The organism is Pseudomonas entomophila, assembly GCF_029193575.1.
Taxonomy (GTDB): Bacteria; Pseudomonadota; Gammaproteobacteria; order Pseudomonadales; family Pseudomonadaceae; genus Aquipseudomonas; species Aquipseudomonas entomophila_G.
Window position 1 is genome coordinate 73,381 of record NZ_JARGCS010000016.1, and the last position, 20,367, is coordinate 93,747.

The 20,367-nt window shown below is 62.7% G+C and carries 16 protein-coding genes and 2 tRNA genes; 16 read left to right on the forward strand and 2 right to left on the reverse strand.

The annotated features are described in order from the left end of the window. The first annotated feature begins 79 nt into the window (after positions 1 to 79). From rlmE to P0Y43_RS08845, 16 genes are all read left to right on the forward strand, one after another. Positions 80 to 706 carry a 23S rRNA (uridine(2552)-2'-O)-methyltransferase RlmE gene (gene rlmE, locus P0Y43_RS08770; RefSeq protein WP_275636911.1) on the forward strand — a complete coding sequence of 209 codons (627 nt, stop codon included), beginning with the start codon at positions 80 to 82 and terminating at the stop codon, positions 704 to 706. Between the two features lie 199 nt (positions 707 to 905). Further along, positions 906 to 2,813, forward strand: coding sequence for an ATP-dependent zinc metalloprotease FtsH (gene ftsH / locus P0Y43_RS08775; protein ID WP_275636912.1), 1,908 nt, complete (start codon positions 906 to 908; stop codon positions 2,811 to 2,813). An 8-nt stretch (positions 2,814 to 2,821) separates the two neighbouring features. Continuing rightward, positions 2,822 to 3,673, forward strand: coding sequence for a dihydropteroate synthase (gene folP / locus P0Y43_RS08780; protein WP_275636913.1), 852 nt, complete (start codon positions 2,822 to 2,824; stop codon positions 3,671 to 3,673). A gap of 18 nt (positions 3,674 to 3,691) precedes the next feature. Next, entirely contained in the window at positions 3,692 to 5,032 is a 1,341-nt protein-coding gene (glmM, locus tag P0Y43_RS08785) for a phosphoglucosamine mutase (RefSeq protein WP_275636914.1), read from the forward strand. Between the two features lie 66 nt (positions 5,033 to 5,098). Continuing rightward, on the forward strand, positions 5,099 to 5,854 hold the full coding sequence (gene tpiA, locus P0Y43_RS08790) for a triose-phosphate isomerase (RefSeq protein ID WP_275636915.1): 756 nt from the start codon (positions 5,099 to 5,101) through the stop codon (positions 5,852 to 5,854). Positions 5,855 to 5,858: 4 nt separating this feature from the next. After that, positions 5,859 to 6,254, forward strand: coding sequence for a preprotein translocase subunit SecG (secG, locus tag P0Y43_RS08795; protein WP_275636916.1), 396 nt, complete (start codon positions 5,859 to 5,861; stop codon positions 6,252 to 6,254). Between the two features lie 21 nt (positions 6,255 to 6,275). After that, positions 6,276 to 6,361, forward strand: a tRNA-Leu gene (locus P0Y43_RS08800). 99 nt (positions 6,362 to 6,460) lie between these two features. Then, positions 6,461 to 6,537: transfer RNA gene (locus P0Y43_RS08805), tRNA-Met, on the forward strand. Between the two features lie 130 nt (positions 6,538 to 6,667). Next, on the forward strand, positions 6,668 to 7,126 hold the full coding sequence (gene rimP / locus P0Y43_RS08810) for a ribosome maturation factor RimP (protein ID WP_275636952.1): 459 nt from the start codon (positions 6,668 to 6,670) through the stop codon (positions 7,124 to 7,126). Positions 7,127 to 7,185: 59 nt separating this feature from the next. Then, positions 7,186 to 8,667 carry a transcription termination factor NusA gene (gene nusA, locus P0Y43_RS08815; protein WP_275636917.1) on the forward strand — a complete coding sequence of 494 codons (1,482 nt, stop codon included), beginning with the start codon at positions 7,186 to 7,188 and terminating at the stop codon, positions 8,665 to 8,667. Between the two features lie 27 nt (positions 8,668 to 8,694). Beyond that, entirely contained in the window at positions 8,695 to 11,241 is a 2,547-nt protein-coding gene (gene infB / locus P0Y43_RS08820; protein WP_275636918.1) for a translation initiation factor IF-2, read from the forward strand. 115 nt (positions 11,242 to 11,356) lie between these two features. Then, positions 11,357 to 11,755: a 30S ribosome-binding factor RbfA gene (rbfA, locus tag P0Y43_RS08825; RefSeq protein ID WP_275636919.1), complete on the forward strand. Its 399-nt coding sequence runs from the start codon at positions 11,357 to 11,359 to the stop codon at positions 11,753 to 11,755. Between the two features lie 3 nt (positions 11,756 to 11,758). Further along, entirely contained in the window at positions 11,759 to 12,676 is a 918-nt protein-coding gene (gene truB / locus P0Y43_RS08830; RefSeq protein WP_275636920.1) for a tRNA pseudouridine(55) synthase TruB, read from the forward strand. Between the two features lie 148 nt (positions 12,677 to 12,824). Then, positions 12,825 to 13,094 carry a 30S ribosomal protein S15 gene (gene rpsO / locus P0Y43_RS08835; RefSeq protein WP_029613930.1) on the forward strand — a complete coding sequence of 90 codons (270 nt, stop codon included), beginning with the start codon at positions 12,825 to 12,827 and terminating at the stop codon, positions 13,092 to 13,094. A 250-nt stretch (positions 13,095 to 13,344) separates the two neighbouring features. Next, complete coding sequence (gene pnp / locus P0Y43_RS08840) at positions 13,345 to 15,450, forward strand: polyribonucleotide nucleotidyltransferase (protein ID WP_275636921.1); 2,106 nt, start codon at positions 13,345 to 13,347, stop codon at positions 15,448 to 15,450. Between the two features lie 291 nt (positions 15,451 to 15,741). Further along, on the forward strand, positions 15,742 to 16,092 hold the full coding sequence (locus P0Y43_RS08845; RefSeq protein WP_275636953.1) for a BON domain-containing protein: 351 nt from the start codon (positions 15,742 to 15,744) through the stop codon (positions 16,090 to 16,092). Positions 16,093 to 16,247: 155 nt separating this feature from the next. On the opposite strand, the gene P0Y43_RS08850 is transcribed toward P0Y43_RS08845, so the two are convergent. Then, entirely contained in the window at positions 16,248 to 19,184 is a 2,937-nt protein-coding gene (locus tag P0Y43_RS08850) for a DUF748 domain-containing protein (protein WP_275636922.1), read from the reverse strand. Between the two features lie 81 nt (positions 19,185 to 19,265). Then, positions 19,266 to 20,135 (reverse strand): oxygenase MpaB family protein, encoded by an 870-nt coding sequence (locus tag P0Y43_RS08855; protein WP_275636923.1) that lies wholly within the window; start codon positions 20,133 to 20,135, stop codon positions 19,266 to 19,268. Positions 20,136 to 20,367 lie beyond the last annotated feature (232 nt).

A 20,367-nucleotide genomic window follows, 5' to 3' on the forward strand; every position in this document is an offset into this window, starting at 1 on the left:
TCTGTAAAATTGGTGGCCATTTTACCCGAGGGCCCGTGGTCCGCCCAGTCAATCACGACGCTTATCATCGAGGTGCCCCGTGGCGCAGCGTTCCAAAAGCAGCCATAACTGGCTGAGAGAGCATTTCAACGATCCTTTCGTCAAGCAGGCGCAGAAGGACGGCTACCGCTCGCGTGCGAGCTACAAACTGCTGGAGATCCAGGAGAAGGACAAGCTGATCCGCCCGGGCATGAGCGTGATCGACCTGGGCGCGGCGCCCGGTGGCTGGTCGCAGGTGACCAGTCGTCTGATTGGTGGCCAGGGGCGGCTGATCGCCTCGGACATCCTGGAAATGGACGCGATCCCCGACGTTACCTTCATTCATGGCGACTTCACCCAGGACGAAGTGCTGGCGCGTATCCTCGAGGCGGTCGGCGATTCGCACGTGGACCTTGTGATTTCCGACATGGCCCCCAATATGAGTGGTACCCCCGCGGTGGACATGCCGCGCGCCATGTTCCTCTGCGAACTGGCCCTGGACCTGGCGACCCGCGTGCTGCGCCCAGGCGGTGACTTCCTGATCAAGATCTTCCAGGGTGAAGGTTTCGACGTGTACCTCAAGGACGTGCGTGGCAAGTTCGACAAGGTGCAGATGCGCAAGCCGTCGTCCTCTCGGGATCGTTCCCGGGAACAGTACCTGTTGGCCAGGGGGTTCAAGGGGGAGTGAGTATTTGCGGGGTGTCCGATAGTTATTTCCAATCGGCCACCGCGTCGGGATCGTCCGAACTTCGTGTAGTCTAGCTTTCACAAAGGGTTACAGACGGTGCCTGCGGATGCGTAGGTAATGTAGTAAGTTAGGGCGATGAATATCATGCGAGGCACGGCTGCGTCGTGCGCCGGCCTCAGAGGGTAGCTAATTGAACGACATGGCAAAGAATCTGATCCTGTGGTTGATCATCGCGGCTGTCCTCGTGACGGTGATGAACAACTTCTCCAGCCCTAACGAGCCGCAGACCCTCAACTATTCCGACTTCATCCAGCAGGTCAAGGACGGGAAGATCGAGCGCGTCACCGTCGACGGCTACATCATCGCCGGCAAGCGTACCGACGGCGACAACTTCAAGACCGTGCGCCCGGCCATCACCGACAATGGCCTGATCGGCGACCTGGTCGACAATCACGTGGTCATCGAAGGCAAGCAGCCCGAGCAGCAGAGCATCTGGACTCAACTGCTGGTCGCCAGCTTCCCGATCCTGGTGATCATCGCCGTGTTCATGTTCTTCATGCGCCAGATGCAAGGTGGCGCGGGCGGCAAAGGCGGGCCGATGAGCTTCGGCAAGAGCAAGGCGCGCTTGCTGTCCGAAGACCAGGTCAAGACTACCCTGGCCGACGTCGCCGGTTGCGACGAGGCCAAGGAAGAGGTCGGCGAACTGGTCGAGTTCCTGCGTGACCCGGGCAAGTTCCAGCGCCTGGGCGGTCGTATCCCGCGTGGCGTGCTGATGGTTGGCCCACCCGGTACCGGTAAGACCTTGCTGGCCAAGGCCATCGCTGGTGAAGCGAAGGTGCCGTTCTTCACTATCTCTGGTTCCGACTTCGTAGAGATGTTCGTCGGTGTCGGCGCCAGCCGCGTGCGCGACATGTTCGAACAGGCCAAGAAGCACGCCCCTTGCATCATTTTCATCGACGAGATCGACGCCGTTGGTCGCCATCGTGGCGCCGGCATGGGCGGCGGCCACGACGAACGTGAGCAGACCCTCAACCAGTTGCTGGTGGAAATGGACGGCTTCGAGATGAACGATGGCATCATCGTCATCGCCGCGACCAACCGTCCTGACGTACTCGACCCGGCGCTGCTGCGTCCTGGCCGCTTCGACCGCCAGGTGGTGGTGGGCCTGCCGGACATTCGTGGCCGCGAGCAGATCCTCAAGGTGCATATGCGCAAGGTGCCGGTTGGCGAGAACGTCAACCCGGCGGTCATTGCCCGTGGCACCCCTGGCTTCTCCGGTGCCGACCTCGCCAACCTGGTCAACGAGGCGTCGCTGTTCGCCGCGCGTGCCAGCAAGCGCCTGGTCGAAATGAAGGAGTTCGAGCTGGCCAAGGACAAGATCATGATGGGCGCCGAGCGCAAGACCATGGTCATGTCCGAGAAGGAAAAGCAGAATACCGCCTACCACGAAGCGGGCCATGCCATCGTCGGCCGTGTCGTGCCCGAGCACGATCCGGTCTACAAGGTATCGATCATCCCGCGTGGCCGCGCCCTGGGCGTGACCATGTTCCTCCCCGAGGAAGACCGTTACAGCCTGTCCAAGCGCGCGCTGGTCAGCCAGATCTGTTCGCTGTACGGCGGCCGTATCGCCGAGGAAATGACCCTGGGCTTCGATGGTGTGACCACGGGTGCCTCCAACGACATCATGCGTGCCAGCCAGATCGCTCGTAACATGGTCACCAAGTGGGGCCTGTCCGAGAAGCTGGGCCCGTTGATGTACGCCGAAGAAGAGGGCGAGGTATTCCTCGGTCGCAGTGCGGCGAGCCAGCACGCCAGTGTTTCCGGCGAGACCGCCAAGTTGATCGACTCCGAGGTGCGCAGCATCATCGACCACTGCTATGCCACGGCCAAGCAGATCCTCACCGACAACCGTGACAAGCTCGATGCCATGGCCGAGGCGCTGATGAAGTACGAGACCATCGACGCCGACCAGATCGACGACATCATGGCCGGGCGCACGCCTCGCGAGCCGCGTGACTGGGACAACGATGCCGGCACCTCCGGCAACCAGGCGTCGCAGGGCGACCGCCCCGAGTCGCCGATCGGTGGGCCAGCGGCTCAACACTAAGGGTTTCTATGACCTCACAGCAGTACCCGACCCGGTTGCCTTGCGGCAACCGGGTTCTTGATTTATCCCGTACCCATGTCATGGGTATCCTCAATGTCACTCCCGACTCCTTTTCCGATGGCGGGCGCTTCAGCCAGCGTGACGCAGCCTTGCGCCATGCCGAAGCCATGGTCGCCGCGGGCGCCACGCTGATCGACATCGGCGGTGAGTCCACTCGTCCCGGCGCGCGCGCGGTTTCACCGATCGAGGAGCTCGAGCGGGTGGCGCCCATGGTGGAGGCCCTCAACAACCGCCTCGACGTCATCATCTCGGTCGACACATCGACGCCTGCCGTCATGCGTGAAGCGGCTCGCCTGGGTGCCGGCTTGATCAATGACGTGCGTGCTCTGGAACGCGATGGGGCGCTGGATGCAGCGGCCGATACGGGCCTGCCGGTATGCCTGATGCACATGCGTGGCGAGCCGGGTAACATGCAGGACAACCCCAGTTACCAGGATGTGACCGCCGAAGTGGCGGGTTATCTTGAGCGGCGCATGGCCGCCTGCGCGGCGGCCGGTATCGCTGCTGAGCGGATCATCCTTGATCCGGGTTTCGGTTTCGCCAAGAACCTGGCGCACAACCTCAGCCTGTTCAAGCATATGGAAGCACTCTACCGCCTGGGGCGCCCGCTTTTGGTGGGCGTCTCGCGCAAGAGCATGATCGGCCAGACGCTGGATCGTCCGGTCGACGAGCGGCTGTGCGGCAGCCTCGCACTGGCGGCATTGGCCATGACCAAGGGCGCGAGCATCCTGCGCGTGCACGATGTGGCCGAGACCGTCGATGTGGTGCGCATGATCGCTGCGGTACAGAACGCCGAATAAGAACGTTTGGAGCCCTCTATGAGCAGAAAATACTTTGGTACCGATGGTATCCGTGGCCGCGTCGGCGAATACCCCATCACCCCGGACTTCATGCTGAAGCTCGGTTGGGCGGCAGGCATGGCCTTCCGCAAGGCCGGCAACTGCCGCGTGCTGGTCGGCAAGGACACCCGTATTTCCGGGTACATGTTCGAGTCGGCGCTGGAGGCTGGCCTGTCCGCCGCCGGTGCCGACGTGATGCTGCTCGGTCCGATGCCGACCCCGGCCATCGCCTACCTGACCCGCACCTTCCACGCCGAAGCGGGCATCGTCATCAGCGCCTCGCACAACCCGCACGATGACAACGGCATCAAGTTCTTCTCCGGCTCCGGCACCAAGCTGCCCGACGAAGTCGAGTTGATGATCGAGGAACTGCTTGACCAGCCAATGAACGTGGTCGAGTCGGGCAAGCTCGGCAAGGTGTCGCGCATCAACGATGCTGCTGGCCGCTACATCGAGTTCTGCAAGAGCAGCGTTCCCAGCAGCACCGACTTTGCCGGCCTGAAGCTGGTGGTCGACTGTGCCCACGGCGCGACCTACAAGGTAGCGCCCAGTGTGTTCCGCGAGTTGGGCGCCGACGTCACGGTGCTGCATGCCCAGCCGGATGGCCTGAACATCAACGAAGGTTGCGGCTCAACTCATATCGAGTCGCTGCAAGCGGCCGTGCTGGTTGGCCATGCCGACCTCGGCATCGCGTTCGATGGCGATGGCGACCGTGTGCTGATGGTCGACCACACCGGGGCCATCGTCGATGGTGACGAGTTGCTGTTCATCATCGCCCGCGACCTGCAGGAGCGTGGCAAGCTGCAAGGCGGTGTGGTCGGCACCTTGATGAGCAACCTGGGTCTGGAGCTTGCGCTGCAAGACTTGGGCATTCCATTCGCGCGCGCCAAGGTCGGCGACCGCTATGTGATGGCCGAGCTTCTCGAGCGCGATTGGCAGCTGGGTGGCGAGAACTCCGGCCACGTGGTGTGCTGCAACCACACCACCACGGGTGATGCGATCATCGCCGCGTTGCAGGTGCTGATGGCCCTCAAGCGTCGCGGCGAAACCCTCGCCCAGGCGCGCCAGGCGATCCGCAAATGCCCGCAGGTGCTGATCAACGTGCGCTTTGGCGCGGGCAAGGCCGATCCGCTGGAAAACCCGGCGGTCAAGGAGGCCAGCGCCAAGGTTACCGAGGCCATGGCGGGACGTGGCCGCGTGTTGCTGCGCAAGTCCGGTACCGAGCCATTGGTGCGTGTGATGGTCGAAGGCGACGATGAAAACCAGGTGCGCGGCCATGCCGAAACCCTGGCGAAACTCGTTGCTGAAGTTTGTGCCTGAAAGACGCTTGCCAGCGCAGTTCTGGTTGGGTAAGATCTGCGCCCACTTTGATCGACGAGGTAAAGCATGCGTCGCCCCATGGTAGCTGGTAACTGGAAGATGCACGGTACCCGCGCCAGCGTCGCTGAGCTGACCTTGGGCCTGAGCAATCTGGCCCTTCCGAGCGAAGTAGAAGTCGCGGTATTTCCACCGTCCTTGTTTATCAGCCAGGTGATTGAAGGCCTGGAAGGGAAGGGGATTACCGTCGGCGCACAGAATTCTGCGGTACAGCCCGAACAGGGCGCCCTGACCGGTGAGGTTTCGCCGGCTCAGTTGGCCGAAGTCGGTTGCAAACTGGTTCTGATTGGTCACTCCGAGCGTCGCCAGATCATTGGTGAAAGCGATGAAGTGCTCAATCGCAAGTTTGCAGCGGCCCAGGCAAGTGGTTTGAAGCCTGTGCTCTGTGTGGGGGAAACCCTCGAGGAGCGCGAGGCTGGCAAGACGCTCGAAGTCGTTGGGCGTCAACTGGGCAGCATCATCGACGCGTTCGGCGTTGCTGCTTTTGCCAATGCGGTCATTGCCTATGAGCCTGTATGGGCCATCGGTACGGGTTTGACGGCCTCGCCTCAGCAAGCTCAGGATGTGCATGCCGCCATCCGTGCCCAGCTGGCAGCGAAGGACGCCGAAGTTGCCAGAAATGTGCAGCTTCTCTACGGCGGCAGCGTGAAGGCGGCCAATGCGGCCGAACTGTTCGGCATGCCGGATATCGATGGGGGGCTCATTGGTGGAGCGTCCCTGAACGCAGACGAATTCGGTGCAATTTGTCGCGCCGCAGGAAACTGAACAAATGCTGGAAACAGTCGTAGTTGTTTTTCATCTGTTGGCTGCGTTGGCGCTGGTTGTCATGGTGCTGCTGCAACAGGGTAAGGGTGCGGAAGCAGGTGCATCTTTCGGCGCAGGTGCTTCAAATACTGTGTTCGGAAGCCAAGGTTCCGCTACCTTTTTGAGTAAAGTTACTGCTATACTCGCTGCCACTTTCTTCTTAACTGCTCTTGGGTTAGGATACTTCGCTAAAGAGAAAGCTCATCAGCTGACTCAAGCAGGTTTGCCAGATCCAGCGGTATTGGAAGTCAAAGAGCAGAAGCCGGCAGTAAATGATGATGTACCGGTGCTCCAAGGTCAGAAGAGTGAAACCACCAACACTGCTGGTGACGTACCTCCTCCCGCTGAAGAGCAGAAGTAACGGGTTTCAAGAAGTAGTATTGCCGAGGTGGTGGAATTGGTAGACACGCAACCTTGAGGTGGTTGTGCCCATAGGGTGTAGGGGTTCGAGTCCCCTTCTCGGTACCAATTGAAGCATGAGAGCCCGCTTTAAGCGGGCTTTCTTGCAGGTGGAGGTCGGATTGACCCTGTACGGGGTTCGGTCTTATACTTTCGCCCCAGCTTTGTCGCGGGGTGGAGCAGCTTGGTAGCTCGTCGGGCTCATAACCCGAAGGTCGTTGGTTCAAATCCAGCCCCCGCAACCAGCTTCAGCGGAGCCCCTTTTCAGGGGCTTTTTGCTAGCTGAACAGTTCTTCGCGTCGTTGTTCAACGGCGCTTTCAGGGATGGGCGCTTCGCCCATTTTTTATTTGCACAGCATGCACGAGGGGGTTCAGGTGTCGAGCAAGCTAGAACAGTTGCAGGCCTTGTTGGCCCCGGTTGTCGAGGGTCTGGGCTATCAGTGCTGGGGGATCGAATACGTTTCCCAGGGTAAGCATTCGGTACTGCGCATCTATATCGACAAGGAAGGCGGGATCCTGGTGGACGACTGCGAAGCGGTCAGCCGTCAGGCCAGCGCCATTCTTGATGTGGAAGATCCGATCAGCAGTGAATACACCCTTGAGGTGTCCTCTCCAGGCATGGATCGCCCGCTGTTCACACTGGAACAGTTTGCTTCGCATGCGGGCGAGCAAGTGAAGATCAAGCTGCGTACGCCCTTCGAGGGTCGTCGTAACTTCCAGGGCCTTCTCCGCGGTGTGGAGGATCAGGATGTGGTGGTTCAGGTGGACACCAACGAATTCCTGCTGCCGATCGACTCGATCGACAAGGCCAATATTATTCCCAGTTTTGACTGAGACGTGCCGGGCCCGGCGGACATTCCGGGCCTAATGGCTTGCGCAAGGCGAGGCGTACGATGAGCAAAGAAGTACTGCTGGTTGTTGAATCGGTATCCAACGAAAAGGGTGTACCGCCCGGCGTCATTTTCGAAGCGCTGGAAGTGGCCCTGGCCACTGCAACCAAGAAACGTTTTGAAGATGAAGTCGACCTGCGTGTGGAAATCAACCGCCACACCGGTAGCTACGAGACCTTCCGCCGCTGGACCGTGGTCGACGAGAACGACCTGGACGATCCGGCGATCGAAACCTGGCTGGACAAGATCAAGGACACTCATCCGGACGCCAAGATCGGCGACGTGATCGAGGAGAAGATCGAGTCGATCGAGTTCGGCCGCATTGCCGCTCAGACCGCCAAGCAGGTCATCGTGCAGAAGGTCCGCGAGGCTGAGCGTGCCCAAGTGGTCGACGCCTACCGCGAGCGTGTCGGCGAGATCATCTCCGGCACCGTCAAGAAGGTTACCCGCGACAACGTCATCGTCGACTTGGGCAACAATGCCGAAGCGCTGCTGGCCCGTGAAGACATCATCCCGCGCGAGACTTTCCGCGTCGGCGTGCGCCTGCGTGCGCTGCTCAAGGAAATCCGCACCGAGAACCGTGGCCCACAGTTGATCCTGTCGCGTACCGCGCCACAGATGCTGATCGAACTGTTCCGCATCGAAGTGCCGGAAATCGCCGAGGGCCTGATCGAGGTGATGGCCGCTTCCCGTGATCCGGGTTCGCGCGCCAAGATCGCCGTCCGCTCCAAGGACAAGCGCATCGACCCGCAAGGCGCCTGCATCGGCATGCGCGGTTCGCGTGTCCAGGCGGTCTCCGGCGAGCTGGGTGGCGAGCGTGTGGATATCGTCCTTTGGGACGAGAACCCGGCGCAGTTCGTCATCAACGCCATGTCGCCTGCTGAAGTCGCGGCGATCATCGTCGATGAAGACGCCCATGCCATGGACATCGCCGTCGCCGAAGACAACCTGGCCCAGGCCATCGGCCGTGGTGGTCAGAACGTTCGCCTGGCCAGTCAACTGACCGGTTGGACCCTGAACGTGATGACCGAGAAGGACATCCAGGCCAAGCAACAGGCTGAAACTGGCGACATCCTGCGTAACTTCATTGAGGAACTGGAGGTCGACGAAGAGCTGGCACAGGTGCTGGTCGACGAAGGCTTCACCAGCCTCGAAGAAATTGCTTACGTACCGTTGGAAGAAATGCTCAACATCGATGGCTTTGACGAGGACATCGTCAATGAGCTGCGTGCTCGCGCCAAGGACCGTTTGTTGACCAAAGCCATCGCTACCGAAGAAAAACTGGCAGACGCCCATCCGGCCGAAGACCTGCTCTCCCTCGAGGGCATGGACAAGGACTTGGCGGCGGAACTGGCGGTGCGCGGCGTGGTTAACCGCGAAGACCTGGCCGAGCAGTCGATCGACGATCTGCTCGACATCGACGGCATCGACGAAGAGCGTGCCGGCAAGTTGATCATGGCCGCCCGAGCCCACTGGTTCGAGTAATTAGGCGCGGCCTGAGGAGAGAAGTGCATGACGCAAGTCACGGTGAAAGAGTTGGCCCAAGAGGTCGAGGCACCGGTAGAGCGCCTGCTGCAGCAGATGCGTGAGGCAGGTCTGCCGCACACCGACGCCGGTCAGGTAGTGACCGACAATGAGAAGCAGGTTTTGCTGACCCATCTGAAGAGCAGCCACAAGAGCAAGGTGGAAGAGCCGCGCAAGATTACCTTGCAGCGCAAGACCACCAGCACCCTGCGTGTTGCCGGTAGCAAGAGCATCAGCGTAGAAGTACGCAAGAAGAAGGTCTTCGTGCAGCGCAGCCCGGAAGAGATCCAGGCCGAGCAGAAGCGCGAGCTGGAAGAGCGCCGCGCGGTCGAAAACGCCGCGCGCGACAAGGCCGACGCCGAGGCGCGCCAGCGTGCCGCGGATGCCGCGCGTCGTGATACCGCCCAGGCCGCTCCGGCAGCGCCGGTCGCCAAGGCCGAGGCGGCGCCTGCGCCAGCCTCGGCTGCTGCGCCTGCGCCGGTCGTGGCCGAGGCCCCGGTGTCGGAAGACGCCGCCGCCCGTGCCGCCGAGCGCAAGAAGGACGAGACCCGCCGCAACGAAAGCCGCACCCGTGACGACGACCGTCGTGGCGGCGCTGGCCGTGGCGAGGCGCCGCGCGTCTCGATCAAGGTCAAGGTCAAGGAAAAAGAGAAGGCGCCAACCCCGCGTGCCGCTCCGCGTACCACCGACGAAGAAAGCGATGGCTTCCGTCGTGGCCGTGGTGGCAAGGGCAAGCTGAAGAAGCGCAACCAGCACGGCTTCCAGAACCCGACCGGCCCGGTCATCCGCGACGTCACCATCGGCGAGACCATCACCGTCTCGGAGCTGGCGCAGCAGATGTCGGTCAAGGCCGCTGAAGTCGTCAAGTTCATGTTCAAGCTGGGTACCCCGGTCACCATCAACCAGGTGCTCGACCAGGAAACCGCACAGTTGGTCGCTGAAGAGCTGGGCCACAAGGTCACCCTGATCAGCGATACCGCCCTGGAAGATTCCCTGGCCGAATCGCTGAAGTTCGAAGGTGAGATCGAGTCGCGTGCGCCGGTAGTGACCGTCATGGGTCACGTCGACCACGGCAAGACCTCGCTGCTCGACTACATCCGTCGTGCCAAGGTGGCCGCAGGCGAAGCCGGTGGCATCACCCAGCACATCGGCGCCTACCACGTGGAAACCGACCGCGGCATGGTCACCTTCCTCGATACCCCGGGCCACGCCGCGTTCACCCAGATGCGCGCCCGTGGTGCCAAGGCCACCGACATCGTCATCCTGGTGGTGGCAGCGGACGACGGCGTGATGCCGCAGACCCGCGAAGCCGTCCAGCATGCCAAGGCCGCCGGTGTTCCGCTGGTGGTGGCGGTGAACAAGATCGACAAGCCGGGCGCGGACCTCGACCGCATCCGTAACGAGCTGTCCGTCGAAGGCGTGACCTCCGAGGACTGGGGTGGAGACACCCCGTTCGTCAAGGTTTCGGCGAAGATGGGTACCGGTGTCGACGAACTGCTCGAAGCCGTCTTGCTGCAGGCCGAGATCCTCGAGCTGACCGCCACCCCGACCGCGCCTGGCCGTGGTGTCGTGGTCGAATCGCGCCTGGACAAGGGCCGTGGCCCGGTGGCTACCATCCTGGTTCAGGACGGTACCCTGCGTCAGGGCGACATGGTCCTGGTCGGCTCCAACTATGGCCGCGTGCGCGCCATGCTCGACGAGAACGGCAAGCCTGTGAAGGAAGCCGGCCCGTCGATCCCGGTCGAGATCCTCGGTCTGGATGGCACCCCGGAAGCCGGTGACGAGTTGTCGGTGGTTGCTGACGAGAAGAAGGCGCGTGAAGTCGCCCTGTTCCGTCAAGGCAAGTACCGCGAGGTCAAGCTGGCCCGCGCCCACGCTGGCAAGCTGGAAAACATCTTCGAGACCATGGGTCAGGAAGAGAAGAAGACCCTCAACATCGTCCTCAAGACCGACGTGCGCGGCTCCCTGGAAGCACTCCAGGGCTCGCTCAGCAGCCTGGGCAACGACGAAGTTCAGGTGCGCGTGATCGGTGGCGGCGTCGGTGGTATCACCGAGAGCGACGCCAACCTGGCGCTGGCGTCCAACGCGGTGCTGTTCGGCTTCAACGTGCGTGCCGATGCCGGTGCGCGCAAGATCGTCGAGCAGGAAGGTCTGGATATGCGTTATTACAACGTGATCTACGACATCATCGAAGACGTCAAGAAAGCCCTGACCGGCATGCTCGGCAGCGATGTTCGCGAGAACATCCTGGGCGTCGCCGAAGTGCGTGACGTGTTCCGTTCGCCGAAGTTCGGCGCCATCGCTGGCTGTATGGTCATCGAGGGCACCGTGTACCGCAACCGTCCGATCCGCGTGCTGCGCGAGGACGTTGTGATCTTCGAAGGCGAGCTGGAATCGCTGCGTCGCTTCAAGGACGACGCCGCCGAAGTGCGTAACGGCATGGAGTGCGGTATCGGCGTCAAGAGCTACAACGACGTCAAGGTCGGCGACAAGATCGAAGTGTTCGAGAAGGTCCAGGTCGCCCGTACCCTGTAAGGGGCGGGTATGGCGCAGGCCCCGTCCCAGGGCGGTTGGCGGCGCCTCTAAAGGTAGCGCCCGGTCAGGCATCAGTCTGACCGGGCGTTTGCCGCTTTAGTTACAGGTAGCAAAAATGGCAAAAGAATACAGCCGTACCCAACGTATCGGTGACCAGATGCAGCGCGAGCTGGCCGATCTGATCCGCCGTGAAGTTAAAGACCCGCGCGTCGGCCTGGTGACCATCACCGCCGTCGACGTCAGCCGCGACCTGGGCCACGCCAAGGTCTACATCACCGTCATGGGCGAGGATGGCTCCGACGCGGTGCAGCAGTCGCTCAAGGCCCTCAACAGCGCCGCCAGCTTCCTGCGCCTGCACCTGGGCCGGGCCATGCAGCTGCGCAGCGTGCCGCAACTGCATTTCCACTTCGATGAAAGCGTCAGCCGGGGTGTCCACCTCTCGGCGCTGATCGAGCGTGCGGTGGCCGAAGACCGCCTGCACCAGGATGCCGACCCGCAGGACACCAAGGAGTAAGCGGTGGCCCAGGTCAAACGTATCCGCCGCGACGTCAGCGGCATCATCCTGCTCGACAAGCCCTTGGGGTTCACCTCCAACGCCGCGTTGCAGAAGGTCCGCTGGTTGCTCAACGCCGAGAAGGCCGGTCACACCGGCAGCCTCGACCCCTTGGCCACCGGCGTGCTGCCGCTGTGCTTCGGTGAGGCGACCAAGTTCTCCCAGTACCTGCTCGATTCCGACAAGGGCTACGAGACGGTCATGCAGATGGGCCAGACCACCAGCACCGCGGACGCCGAAGGCGAGGTCCTGCAGACCCGCGAGGTGACCGTTGGTCGCGCCGATATCGAGGCGGTGCTGCCACGTTTCCGTGGCCCCATCAGCCAGGTACCGCCGATGTACTCGGCGCTCAAGCGTGATGGCCAGCCGCTGTACAAGCTGGCGCGTGCAGGAGAGGTAGTGGAGCGCGAGGCGCGTTCTGTTACTATTGGCCGCTTGGAATTGCTCGAGTGCGAAGGCACCCGTGCGCGCCTGTCGGTCGGTTGCAGCAAAGGCACCTATATCCGCACCCTGGTGGAGGATATCGGCGAGGCCCTTGGTTGTGGCGCCTACGTCGCCGAACTGCGACGGACCCAGGCTGGGCCGTTCATGCTGGCCCAGACGGTGACCCTCGAGGCGCTCGAGCAAGCCCACGCCGAAGGTGGCAACGAAGCGCTCGACCGCTTCCTCATGCCGTCCGACAGCGGGCTGCAGGACTGGCCGCTGGTGCAGCTGTCCGAGCACAGCGCGTTCTACTGGCTGCATGGGCAGGCAGTGCGTGCGCCGGACGCGCCGAAATTCGGCATGGTCCGGGTACAGGATCACAACGGTCGTTTCATCGGTATCGGTGAAGTGAGCGAAGACGGGCGCGTGGCGCCACGTCGACTGATTCGGTCGGAATGACCGAAACCGTGGGTGCGGGCTTCGGCCGGCACGCGCGGGCACGAGGGTGGCTGTCAGTAGGCACGGTCACACCTCTTACATTAATCACAGGGAGCAGTCCCTGGCCTATTGGACCCCGTTCGCGGGATCCGTTATCAGGAGAAGCCAAATGGCCCTCAGCGTCGAAGAAAAAGCTCAGATCGTTGCCGACTATCAGCAAGCCGCCGGTGACACCGGTAGCCCGGAAGTGCAGGTTGCTCTGCTGACCGCCAACATCAACAAGCTGCAAGGCCACTTCAAGGCCAACGAGAAAGACCACCACTCCCGTCGTGGCCTGATCCGTATGGTCAACCAGCGTCGTAAGCTGCTGGACTACCTGAAGGGCAAAGACACCACCCGTTACAGCGCCCTGATCGGTCGCCTGGGCCTGCGTCGCTAATAGCGGCCTGGCCAGTGGTGTGCATGGCGTGTCGCATGCTGTGGGAGCGCTGCCTGTCAGTGCTGCCATGCGACACGCCACGCGTATCTTCGAGGTTGGCAGCCTGGTTCCGTCGAGCGGATTTTCCGCCCGGCGCCCAGGCTTCCAGCCTCGTGTTGTATCTGGACGGTCAATGGGGCCGATTCCCCGTTCTGCCCAAGAATTCGCAAGAACCCGTTCCCCCCAGAGCCACTGAAAAAGGTAGGAAACCGTGAACCCGGTAATCAAGACGTTCCAGTTCGGTCAATCGACCGTTACTCTCGAGACGGGCCGCATCGCCCGCCAAGCCACCGGCGCCGTGCTGGTCACCGTCGACAACGACGTCACCGTGCTGGTGACCGTGGTCGGTGCCAAGCAGGCCGATCCAGGCAAAGGCTTCTTCCCGCTGTCCGTGCACTACCAGGAAAAGACCTACGCAGCCGGCAAGATCCCCGGTGGCTTCTTCAAGCGTGAAGGCCGTCCTTCCGAGAAGGAAACCCTGACCTCGCGCCTGATCGACCGCCCGATCCGCCCGCTGTTCCCGGAAGGCTTCATGAACGAAGTGCAGGTCGTCTGCACCGTGGTTTCCACCAGCAAGAAGACCGACCCGGACATCGCCGCGATGATCGGCACCTCGGCTGCCCTGGCCATCTCCGGCATCCCCTTCGAAGGCCCGATCGGCGCTGCCCGCGTTGCCTTCCATGAAAGCACCGGCTACCTGCTGAATCCGACCTACGAGCAACTGCAGGCTTCTAGCCTGGACATGGTCGTCGCCGGTACCTCCGATGCCGTACTGATGGTCGAGTCGGAAGCCCAGGAGCTGACCGAAGACCAGATGCTGGGTGCCGTACTGTTCGCACACGACGAGTTCCAGGCCGTGATCCAGGCCGTCAAGGAGCTGGCTGCCGAAGCTGGCAAGCCGACCTGGGACTGGAAACCCGCCACCGCCAACACCGAACTGTTCAACGCCATCCGCGCTGAGTTCGGCGAAGCCGTTTCCCAGGGCTACACCATCACCGTCAAGGCCGACCGCTACGCGCGCCTGGGCGAGCTGCGCGACCAGGCGGTCGCCAAGTTCTCCGGTGAGGAAGGCCAGCCGTCCGCCGGCGAAGTCAAAGACATCTTCGGCGAGATCGAATACCGCACCGTTCGCGAAAACATCGTCAACGGCAAGCCGCGTATCGATGGCCGTGACACCAAGACCGTGCGCCCGCTGAACATCGAAGTCGACGTGCTGCCGAAGACCCACGGTTCGGCGCTGTTCACCCGTGGCGAGACCCAGGCCCTGGTCGTCGCGACCCTGGGTACCGCGCGTGACGCCCAGCTGCTGGACACCCTCGAAGGCGAGAAGAAAGACCCCTTCATGCTGCACTACAACTTCCCTCCATTCTCGGTGGGTGAGTGCGGTCGCATGGGCGGTGCCGGACGTCGTGAAATCGGTCACGGCCGCCTGGCCCGCCGTTCGGTTCAGGCCATGCTGCCGTCCGCCGAAGAGTTCCCGTACACCATTCGCGTGGTCTCGGAAATCACCGAATCCAACGGTTCGAGCTCGATGGCTTCGGTCTGCGGCGCTTCTCTGGCGCTGATGGATGCGGGTGTGCCGATGAAGGCGCCAGTGGCTGGTATTGCCATGGGTCTGGTCAAGGAAGGCGAGAAGTTCGCGATCCTGACTGACATCCTGGGTGACGAAGACCACCTGGGCGACATGGACTTCAAGGTTGCCGGTACCGCCAAGGGCGTCACCGCGCTGCAGATGGACATCAAGATCAACGGCATCACCGAAGAGATCATGGAAATCGCCCTGGGCCAGGCCCTGGAAGCGCGCCTGAACATCCTCGGCCAGATGAACCAGGTCATCGCCCAGTCGCGCAGCGAGCTGTCGGCCAACGCCCCGACCATGCTGGCGATGAAGATCGACACCGACAAGATCCGTGACGTCATCGGCAAGGGCGGCGCTACCATTCGCGCCATCTGTGAAGAGACCAAGGCCTCGATCGACATCGAGGACGACGGTTCGATCAAGATCTTCGGCGAGACCAAGGAAGCCGCGGACGCCGCCAAGCAGCGTATCCTGGGCATCACCGCCGAGGCCGAGATCGGCAAGATCTACGTCGGCAAGGTCGAGCGCATCGTCGACTTCGGCGCCTTCGTCAACATCCTGCCGGGCAAGGACGGCCTGGTGCACATCTCCATGCTCAGCGATGCGCGAGTGGAGAAGGTCACCGACGTGCTGAAAGAAGGCCAGGAAGTCGAAGTGCTGGTACTGGACGTGGACAACCGCGGCCGTATCAAGCTGTCGATCAAGGACGTCGCTGCGGCGAAGGCTTCTGGCGTCTAAGCCAGCGAGCTGCAAAAGAAGGACTCTTCGGAGTCCTTTTTTTATGCCCGATACTCCGCCTTCCCGGCGCAGGCGTGGGTGGCGATATTCTGTTGGTGGACTTGCATCTTGCATGCAGGTTTTTCGCAGGGCTTGCAAATTGCACGATCGGTGCGGGCTTTTGAATTTTATAAGCTGTTGTTTTTAAAGGATTTGTTCGTTGTTTTAAAACTGGCACAGGCCCTGCAATATCCTTCATACCTGCAGCCAGGAACATCGGCGCAGACCTTTCGAACAACAGGAGTGACTCGTATGAAGAAGTTCGCCATTGCTGCCGCTACTGCCACCGCCCTGACCCTGACCATGGCTAACGCGGCATTTGCCCAACAGCCCACCCAGGCCCCGATGATGCTTGCGGCCGGTGAGGTGACTAAAACCAAGGAAGCGGCTTCCGACACCTGGATCACCACCAAGGTCAAAGCCGACCTGCTGACTGAAAAAGGCATTCCTGGCAGCGACATCAAGGTCGAAACCAACAAAGGCGTGGTTTCCCTGTCCTCTGACGTCGCCATCACCGATTCGCAGAAGGAAATGGCGGTTGCCATTGCCAAGAAGATCAAGGGCGTACAGGCCGTCTCGGCCGATGGCCTGAAGTCCGAATAAGGATTGTCCCGACGGCCAGAGGGATTTGGCCACCCACTATGAGAGCCCCGGCCTGTGCCGGGGCTTTTCCATGTGGGTTGTTGCCACGCGCTGGCGTTCATTCAGGCAACAGCGATGCCCTGTCGCGTGGCAAGAGGGGACGGTGTCGCTCCTGGTTATTCGGCATCCAGGTGCATCGGCGTAATGACCCGGCCATCGCTTTCGGCTTGCCCCAGGGTGGTGTCGATGAAGTACACCCGGTCATCCTGCAACTGGCCCTTGTCCACCAGGTAATCCTTGATGCTGCCGGCCCGCTGCTGCCCCAGGGTGCGCAGCAGCGCAGCGCTTTCCGCCCAGGACTTGATCACCGCCTCACGCAGTTTGGCGCTGCGTTCGTCGCGGCCGAGCTCTTGCCATTGCGCCGGCGGCTGTTGCTTGAGGCGGGTGCGGTAGATGCCCTCGAGCATCGCCGGCTTGTCGCTGTCGTCCACCACCAGCAGCGAGGCATTGGCTGGCACCTTGTCGCCCCGTCGTTGCAGGATTTTGTACCAGGTCGCCTGGTACTCACGCTCCAGGCGCTGCTCGGCGATCAGCGGGCCATCGCTGCTCTGCGCGCTGGTGCCTTCGATCTCCAGGCGCAACTCCGGGCGCTGCTTGAGCGCCGCAGCCAGTTTGTCCAGGGCGCCCTGGGCGTCCGGGCTGAGGTCGCTGGAGCCCGGCGCGAAGGCCACGGTGCCGAGGTCTTCAGCGCCGCCGCCGGCGATCAGCCCGCCGATGAACTTAAACGGCGCCTGGGCCGCGCGCAGTATCAGGTTGCGCAGGGTCTGCCAGACGATCGGCATCACGCTGAACTGCGGGTTGTTGAGGTCGCCGGACACCGGCAGTTCGATGGAGATCTTGCCCTCGGTGTCCTTGAGCAGCGCCACCGCCAGGCGGATCGGCAGGTCCACGGCATCCGGGCTATCGACCTTCTCGCCCAGTTGCAACTGCTCGACCACCACCTTGTTCTCGGCCTTGAGCTGGCCCTTGGTGATCACGTAGTGCAGGTCGAGGTTCAGCCGGCCCTTGCGAATGCGGAAGCCCGCGAACTTACCGGAGTAGGGCGTCAGGTTGGTGAGCTCGACGCGCTTGAAGCTGGTGGCGATGTCCAGGCTGGCCATCGGGTCGAACGGGTTGAGCGCGCCCTTGATGGTCACCGGCGCGTAGCGGTCGACCTTGCCCTTGACGTCGACCTTGGCCGGCACCGGCTTGCGGTTGTCGATGGTGCCGATCTGGCCATTGAGCTGCTGCACGGCGGTGGCGAAGTTGGGGGTCAGGGTCAGGTCGGCGAAGTTGGCCGAGCCGTCGTTGATGTCGATCTGGCCGATGCGGATGCCCAGCGGCTTCTGGCTGCCAGCGCTGGCCTGCTTGGCCTGGGCGGTGGCCGACGCGTCCGCCGGCTGCGGGATCAGCAGGTCGTCGACGTTGGTGGTGCGGTCTTCGTTGATGATGAAGCGCGCGTAGGGTTGCAGCAGGGTCACCTTGTCGATCGACAAGGCGTCGCCGTGCACGTACGACAGCCCATCGACATTGACCTGCTGCCATTTGACGAAGTCGCGGTCCTTGATGGTGTCGAGGGTGTGCAACTGGTTGACCTGGGCCTTGCCGCCGACGGCGAAGGCCAGTGGCTCGGTGCTCTTGAGGTCGACCTTGAGGTCGCTGGAGAGCATGCCGCTGCGCAGTTCCAGGCGGATGAACGGGCTGATGTAGGCCTGGGCCACGCGCAGGTCGATATCGCGGGTGCTCACATCCAGTTTCGCGGTCACGGGGGCCAGGTTCACCTCGCCTGCGGCCTGCAACTTGCCTTGCTTGCCCACGCCCGTGTCGAGCTTGAGGGTGAAGGGCGACTGGTTGAGGCTGTCGAAGTTCTGCAGGTCGAGGTTCAGGGGGCCGACGTCCAATGCCACCGGCGCCTTCTGGCTGCGGTCGGCCAAGTGGATCAGGTAGTTGCGCGCCTGCACGTCCTTGAGCAGCACCTGCCAGGGCTTGCTCGGCGCCTTCGCGGCCTTTTCCTCGGCGCTGGGCTCGGCGGCGGCGGGCTCGGCCTTTTCCTTGGGCGTTGCCTTGGCGGGCTGGCTGGCGAACAGTTTCTGCCAGTCGAGCTGGCCGTCGTTTTCCAGGGCGGCCCAGGTTTCCAGCTTTTCACTGCGAACCTTGCCGACCGTGACCAACTGCTTGGCCAGGTCGATGGAGGTTTCGCTGACCTCGAGGTTGGCCAAGCGCGCCAGGGGGCGGCCGTCCGGCGCCTTGATGGCGAATGGCGCAATACGCAGCGTGACGTTGTCCAGCAGCAGTTCGGTCTGCTGGGACAGGTTCAGCTTGTAGTGGGTATCGAGGCTCACCACGCCGTCTTCCAGCACCAGCGGCACGGCATCGCGCACGTAGGGCCAGAACAGCTTCATCTTGCCGTCGGTGACCTTCAGGGTGCCCTCGGAGGCGATCGGCGACAGGCTCAGGGTGCCGCTCCAGTCGATTCGCCCGCCGGCCGGGCCGTTGGCCACCAGGGTCATGTCGGCGTTGTCATCGGGGAGGGTGCTGAGGTTTTTCAGCTCCAGGTTCATCGAGTCGTAGAGAAACTCGATCGGCTCGCTCGGGCGCAGGTCCTGGAAGTGCAGGTAGCCTTCGCTGAGCTTGATGCTGGCGATGCGCAGCGGGAACGGCTCGCTCGCCGCTTCCTCGGGCTTGGGCTCGCTGGGCGGCAGCTTGAACAGCTGGGTCAGGTTGAGACTGCCGTCCTTGGCGAACAGCAGCTCGCTGCGCGGCTTGTCCAGCTCGACGGCATCCAGGTGCAGGGCGCCGCTCCACAGGCTATTCCAGGCGAGGTTGGCGTACAGGCGCTCGAAGCCGACCTGCTCCTTGCCCGGCTCGCCGATTTGCAGGCCCCAGACGGTCAGCTCCAGGCTGAAGGGGTTGAGCTCGATGCGCTGAACGTGCGCCGGCACGGTGGCGTACTGGGCCAGTTGCTGGTTGGCGATGCGCAGGGCCACGCCAGGGAGGATGAAGAAGCCGAGCAGGCTGTACAGGGCCACGATGGCCAGCAAGGCGCCGATGGCGCGAGTCAATCCTTTGGGCATGTGCGGCGTCGTCTATCTCGGGCGGGAGTGGTTGGAGTATGGCACGTTAAATCGGTTCCGAAGAACCGAGCGGAATCAGCTTCATTCGATGCCCATCCGCCGCTTGGCGCGCTGCGACGAGCCGTTGCGCATGGCCCAGCGCAGCACGGGGGCGGTGCGCTCCACGCCGAGGCGTACCATGCGCCGCTGCAGGGAACCCAGGTGCAGGTCGAGCATGTCGGCGGCCCAAGCGGGCAGCAAGTCGATGCCCGCATGCAGCATCAGCTTGCCGACCGGCTCTGCCAGTCGGCTGGGTGCGGGGGCATCGAGCAGGATGTTCACCACCTCCAGGCTACGTTCGCCACATTGCAGTTGTGGGCGCATGCGGCGCAGATAGTCGTCCACCTCGCGGCACGAACGCGGCACGTCGCGGGCGCCAAGGCGCTCGGCGATCAGGGCGATCTCGTCGTAGTAGGCATCCTGGTCGGCGCGGCTCATGCGCGGGTTGCGGTAGCGCAAGTGGGCGGCGAGGAAGCTGCTGACTTCGGCCACGTGCACCCAGGTCAGCAGGTCTGGGTCGCTGGCGGCATAGGGTCGGCCGTCGGGGGCGGTGCCGACCACCTTCAGGTGGATGGTGCGGACTTTTTCGATCAGCCATTCGGCGTCGCGGGTCGAGCCGAACGTGGTGCCGGAGATGAACTGGCTGGTGCGGCGCAGGCGCCCAAGCAGATCCTGGCGGAAGTTCGAGTGGTCCCAGACCCCGGCCAGGGCCAGCGGATGCAGCACTTGCAGCATCAAGGCGCTGATACCGCCGATGAGCATGCTCGGGAAATCGCCGTGCACCCGCCAACTCATACTGGCTGGGCCGAACAAGCCTGGGTCGCCTTTGGGGGATTCCAGGTCGAGCTGGCCGAGGGCCAGCCCAGTGAGGCTCAAGACCTGGGTTTCGATGCGGCGGCGTAAGGCTTCCATGGCGACCTGTGCTGGCCGCCCGGGCGGCCGTCTATGGGGTGGGGTGTTTGCCCGCCAGCCCAGTGTCACCCAAGCCGAAAGGACCGTTCGAGGCCACCTGCCCGCGCGTGGCGAAGGCTAGCCCTTGGACATGATAAACCGTCGGCTCTTGCGAGAAGCATGCCTTCAGGTGCGTCATGAACACGCGGTGCTCTTCGTTGGCCTCGAAGCCTGGCCAAGGCGGCCTGTGCTG